The sequence below is a fragment of the Paracoccus sp. SY genome, assembly GCF_002901215.1.
Lineage (GTDB): Bacteria > Pseudomonadota > Alphaproteobacteria > Rhodobacterales > Rhodobacteraceae > Paracoccus > Paracoccus acridae.
In genome coordinates, this window is record NZ_NWMQ01000089.1 from 1 (window position 1) to 5,387 (window position 5,387).

A 5,387-nucleotide genomic window follows, 5' to 3' on the forward strand; every position below is an offset into this window, starting at 1 on the left:
GGCTCGTGGCGTTCCTCGGACACAAAGCGCTCGAACAGGAGATCATTGCGACCCGGATCAATGGCGGTGATGCCCAGCACATAGCAGACAGCCGAGTTCGCGGCCGAGCCCCGGCCCTGGCAGAGGATACCGCGGGAGCGGGCAAAGCGGACGATGCTGTGGACGGTCAGGAAATAGGGGGCGTAGGCGAGCTTGGCGATCAGGCGCAGCTCATGGGCCAGCGACGCCTTTACCTCATCCGGCACGCCTTCGGGATATCGGGAGGTTGCGCCTTCCCAGGTCAGCCGCTCCAAGGTCTCCTGCGGGGTCAGCGTCGGATCGTCCCGCTCCTCGGGATACTGGTAGCGCAGCTCATCCAGCGAGAAGCGGCAGCGGGACACGATCTCCGCCGTCCGCGCCAGAGCCTCCGGGTAGCGCGAGAACAGCCGCTGCATCTCGGCGGGCGGCTTCAGATAGCGGTCGGCATGGCGCTCGCGGCGAAAGCCCAGGGCCTCGACGGTGGTGTTGTGCCGGATGGCGGTGACCACGTCCTGCAGAATACGCCGGGACGGCTCGTGATAGAGCACGTCATTGGTGACGACTGTGGGCACCCGCAGCTGCGCGGCCATGGTCGACAGCTCATGCAGCCGCAGTTGGTCATTGGGGCGGCGGCGCAGGGTGAGGGCCAGATAGGCACGATCGCCGAAGACATCGCGCAGCCGGCGCAGGCGGAGCGCACAGGTGTCATCCGCCATTTCAGGCACCAGCACCGCGATCAGGCCCTCGGCGTGCTCCACCACATCCACCCAGTCGAGATGGCACTTGCCCTTGCCCGCGCGGGACTTGCCCAGGGTGAGCAAGCGGCAGAGACGGCCATAGCCTGCCCGGTCCATGGGGTAGACCAGCAGCGCCATGCCGCAGACCAAATCGAGGCGGCAGCCGACCACCAGCCGCACGCCTGTGGCTTTGGCGGCCTCCCAGGCCCGCACGATGCCAGAAAGCGAGTTGCGGTCGGTCACGGCCAAGGCGTCGATGCCCATCATCGCGGCCGTGGCAAACAGTTCCTCGGCCGAGGACGCCCCGCGCAGGAAGGAGAAGGGCAAGGTCACCTGCAGCTCGGCATAGCGGGGGCTGGTCATCCGATGACACCGTTCATCCGAATACCCCGTGCAGGAACCAGCGGTGGCTGCCAGTCTCGCTGTTCTCGCCATCGCCTGCCCGGAACACCCAGTAGCGCTCACCGGCCTCATCCTCGATGCGGAAGTAGTCCCGCACCGCGATCATCTCGGCATCGCGCTTCCACCATTCGCCGAAGACCCGCTCGGGTCCATCGGCGCGGGCCACCTTGCGGCGGATGCCCCGCCAGATGATCCAGGCAGGGGGATGATCGGGCAGCAGCGCCAGCGTCTCGATCGGCTCGGGCCGGGGCAGGAGGCGCGTGGGCCGCGGCCAGTGATCGGGCCAGCCGGCGCCCACAGGATCAGACAAGGGCGCGACGCGGGTGACGGAGCGTTCAGGGACATCGCTGGCGACCGGTGCCATGCGGTAGACGCCGCGTGCGCCCACGCGGTTGGCCAGCACATCGACGAGACCGGAGAGATCCGGGGCAGGGGCCTCCAAGAGCGAGCTGGCCATCTGCCGATCCTCCAGGGGCTCGACCATCACAGCCGTCAGCGACAGGATCTCGATGCCAAAACCCGGCGCAATGGTCTCGATCTTCTCGCAAAGGAGCCGGGTCAGCCGCTGCGGATCACGCTGCGGGCGGGCGAGACCCACGCGGACGGTCTGCACATGGGCATCGACCCGCCAGCAAAGAAGATCGAGCCGGCGGGCCCCGAGGCCGCGCTCCTCCAGGGCCGCGCAGAGCTGGACCACCAGCTTGCCGAGGTAGCGGGCAATGGTCTCGGCGGCGGCGATGGGTTCGGCAAAGCTGCAACGCACCTCCACAAGCTCCGACGGGCGTAGCGGCTCAATCGGCTCGGAGGCGTGGCCCAGAGCCTGATCCAGCCTGCGGCAGAGGTCCGGGCCGAAGCGCCGGGTCAGGGGCGCGCGGGGTTGATGGAGAAGATCGCCGATGCAGACAAAGCCCAAGGTGCGGAGGCTTGCGAGCGTCGCGGGCGGCAGCCGCAGGGCCTGAAGGGGCAGGGGGGCGAGCAGGGTCTCCGTTGTGCCCGGCGCGGCCACATGCATCGGCGTTGCGACATAGCGAGCCAGGGCATGGGCGGCGCCCCAGGTGTCGGCGACAGCGGCGCGGGCCGTGACGCCTGACATCACCAACCGGCCGATCAGTGTCTCCAGCATGGCCTCCTCGCCGCCATGGAGATGATCGGTGCCAGTCGAGTCGATCACCAGCCCGTCGGGCGGATCGACCGCGACGATCGGCGAGACCCGCTGCAACACCCAGAGCGCCAGCCGTTCCAGAGACGCTGCATCGGCCTGAGGATCATGGGGCAACACCTGCAGGTCCGGGACCATCGCCTGGGCTTTGCTCACCGGCATGCCAATCGAGAGCCCCAGCTCCTGGGCCACTGCACAAGCTGCCGTCACCAGCCGGCGGTTGCCGACGCGGCCCGCGAGCACCAGCGGCCTCTCGTCCGACGAGGATGCTGCTTCAGGCGCCGACCGCCTGAGCCGGTCGATCGGCCAGAACGGCAGGGTAACCGAGATGACCCGTGCCATCGCATGCCTCCAGTTCGATATCGAGACTTTCCCCCGCCCGCGCCCGGATCAGCTCGATGAGCCAGCGGGCCCGGCCGAGACCGGGGACAGGCAAGGGGACGGAGGGCAGCACCGAGATGCGCCAGCGGGTCATCGCCGCCGTAGGCTGGCCGAAGTCATAGGCCTCCTGCTGCCTACGCCAGCGACGGAGTGCGATGCCGGTGGTGCCCGATCCCTTGGCCGCCAGGTGCAGCCGACGCGAAGCCGTCATCGACAGCCGGGCAACATCCGCCACCACCGCGCCCAACCCGCCATGGCGCAGACCTTCCTCCATGCAGGCCAGCACCGAGACATCGTCGCCGGCCTCGACATAGATCACCCGATCCGGACCCAGGCCCGCCTGCTCCAGCCCTGGCGCGAAGAGATCGGCCTGCGTCACGCACCAGAGCACCTGTCCGGGAAGACGCGCCGCAATGCCCGCGGCAAAGCAGGAGGCGGCTGCCCCGTCCACCGCGCCATTGCCGCCACCTGCCACCTCGTGCAGGCAGCCGAGCGCCAGACCGCCACCGGGTAGACGGCGGTCTAGATCCGACACGCCAAAAGGCAGCACCTCGCGCGCCGCTGCACTCTCGCCCTCCATGGCTGCGATCTGCTTGCGCAGCGCAGCAATGGCAGGATTGAAGGAACGGGCAGGCATGAGAGAAGGAGGCTCCAGAAAAGCGGTTGCAGACGAACAGATGTCGTTCCTGTTTTGTTCCTGATGAGGCCGAAGTGTCAACACGATGCCGCAGAATGATCTGGGGATATCTCCAGGGTTCTGCCGTGTTACGCTGTCGTGACCAGCGGAGCCGATGATGTGCAACCTCTACAACCTGACCACCAACCAGCAGGCGATCCGTGATCTGGCGCGGGCGATGACGGACAGCCTCGGCAACCTCGAGCCGAGCCTTGATGTCTATCCCGATCGCCCTGCGCCGGTTGTGCGCAACACGGCTGAGGGTCGTGAGCTCTTGCGGCTGACCTGGGGCATGCCGACGCCGCCGCAGTTCTTGAAGACGAAGGACGCGCCCGACACCGGCGTCACCAACATCCGCAACACCGCCAGCCCGCACTGGCGCCGCTGGCTCGGAGTCGAGAACCGCTGCCTGGTGCCGGCCACCGCCTTTTCAGAATATGGTCAGAAGCCCGATCCGGTGTCGAAGCGCAAGCCGCTGCACTGGTTCGCCCTAGACGAGAGCCGACCGCTGTTCTTCTTCGCGGGCATCTGGACGCCCTGGACCGGCACACGCGGCTCGATGAAGACCCCGCGCCCGGGCGAGCATCAGCTCTTCGCCTTCCTGACCTGCGAGCCGAACACAGTGGTGGGCAAGGTCCATCCCAAGGCCATGCCGGTGGTCCTGACCACCGAGGATGAGATCGAGATGTGGATGACGGCAGAGTGGGAGACGGCGCAGGCGCTGCAGCGGCCGCTGGCTGATGAGGAGCTCATCGAGCTGCCAGAGGAAGCTCCCGACGAACCGCAGGGACGGCTTCTTTGAGATGGGGCAGGGCAGGAAGGTGCGGATCGCCACCTACAACATCAACGGCATCAATGGCCGGCTCGAGACGCTGCTCGCTTGGCTGGCTGAGACTCAGCCCGACATCGTCTGCCTGCAGGAACTGAAGGCGCCGCAGGCGAAGTTCCCAGAAAAGCAGCTGGCCAAGGCTGGCTACGCCTCCGTCTGGCATGGGCAAAGCCGCTGGAATGGCGTGGCGATCCTGTCGCGCGGCAGCGAGCCGGTGCTCACGCGCCGTGGCTTGCCCCGGGATCCTGATCCGAGCCAGAGCCGCTATATCGAGGCTGCGGTGAATGACCTGCTGGTGGGCTGCCTTTATGCTCCCAATGGCAATCCTGCACCGGGTCCGAAATGGGACTATAAGCTCAAATGGCTAAAGCAGCTCACCGCCCATTCAAAACAGCTGCTCGCTCTGAACGTGCCGGTGATCCTCGCCGGGGACTACAACATCATTCCCACCGAGCGCGATGTCTATAACCCCGATCGCTGGGGCGATGACGCCTTGTTTCTGCCAGAGGTCCGAAAGGCCTATGCGTCTCTTCTGAAGCAAGGCTGGTGTGATGCTCTTTCGGCCATCCAACCCGACAAGCCCACATACACTTTCTGGGATTATTTGCGCCATGCCTGGGAGCGGAATGCCGGGTTGCGGCTCGATCACCTGCTGCTCTCTCCCGATTTGGCAGCAAGGCTCAAGGACGCCGGTGTTGATCGGAATATGCGAGCTCAGACGAAAGCCAGCGATCATGCGCCGGTTTGGATTGTGCTCGACATTAAGTGATCCAATTTTTCCATTGAAGATCAAACCTGATCCCCGATGAGAGGCTTTTCTGTCAGAAAATGTTTCTGTATTGCAACCGGCATCTAAGGAGATCATCATGGATATCAACTATAATGAGCTGTCCCTTGAGCAGCTGAAAGAAATCCACAAGAAATCCGCAGCCGCCATTGCCGATTTCGAGAACCGCCGCAAAAAGGACGCCATCCAGAAGGCGACCGAAATCGCCAAGGCCGCGGGCTTTGCCTCGCTCGAAGACATGCTGGCCGCTCAACCTGCCAAGCAAAAGGCCGAGCCGAAGTATCGTCATCCGGAAAGCCCTGAGTTGACTTGGACCGGTCGGGGCCGAAAGCCCGGTTGGATTGCCGAAGCCTTGGAAGCCGGAAAGTCGCTCGCCGATTTCGCGATCTGATGGTTCG

Annotated in this window: 6 protein-coding genes; 3 read left to right on the plus strand and 3 right to left on the minus strand. The window is 65.4% G+C overall.

Features of this window, described 5'->3' with window-relative positions; translation table 11 throughout:
• The 3 genes from CK944_RS21245 to CK944_RS21255 form a co-directional block, all read right to left on the minus strand.
• Positions 1-1,118: PHP domain-containing protein (locus CK944_RS21245; protein WP_146038745.1), on the minus strand; the 1,118-nt coding region annotated here is incomplete at its 3' end.
• Between the two features lie 13 nt (positions 1,119-1,131).
• Positions 1,132-2,658, minus strand: a complete 1,527-nt coding sequence (locus CK944_RS21250; RefSeq protein ID WP_103175046.1) for a DNA polymerase Y family protein — start codon at positions 2,656-2,658, stop codon at positions 1,132-1,134.
• Positions 2,591-3,334, minus strand: coding sequence for an ImuA family protein (locus CK944_RS21255; RefSeq protein WP_103175047.1), 744 nt, complete (start codon positions 3,332-3,334; stop codon positions 2,591-2,593). The genes CK944_RS21250 and CK944_RS21255 overlap by 68 nt, the downstream gene beginning before the upstream one ends.
• A gap of 154 nt (positions 3,335-3,488) precedes the next feature.
• On the opposite strand from CK944_RS21255, the gene CK944_RS21260 reads away from it, so the two are divergent.
• From CK944_RS21260 to CK944_RS21270, 3 genes are all read left to right on the plus strand, one after another.
• The gene (locus CK944_RS21260; RefSeq protein ID WP_371411690.1) at positions 3,489-4,175 is read left to right on the plus strand and encodes an SOS response-associated peptidase; all 687 of its coding nucleotides are present in this window, start codon (positions 3,489-3,491) and stop codon (positions 4,173-4,175) included.
• A gap of 19 nt (positions 4,176-4,194) precedes the next feature.
• Positions 4,195-4,971 (plus strand): exodeoxyribonuclease III, encoded by a 777-nt coding sequence (xth, locus tag CK944_RS21265; protein ID WP_192877796.1) that lies wholly within the window; start codon positions 4,195-4,197, stop codon positions 4,969-4,971.
• A 97-nt stretch (positions 4,972-5,068) separates the two neighbouring features.
• A complete protein-coding gene (locus CK944_RS21270) occupies positions 5,069-5,380 on the plus strand; it encodes an H-NS family nucleoid-associated regulatory protein (protein ID WP_239986200.1) in 312 nt (103 codons plus the stop codon).
• Positions 5,381-5,387: the final 7 nt, after the last annotated feature.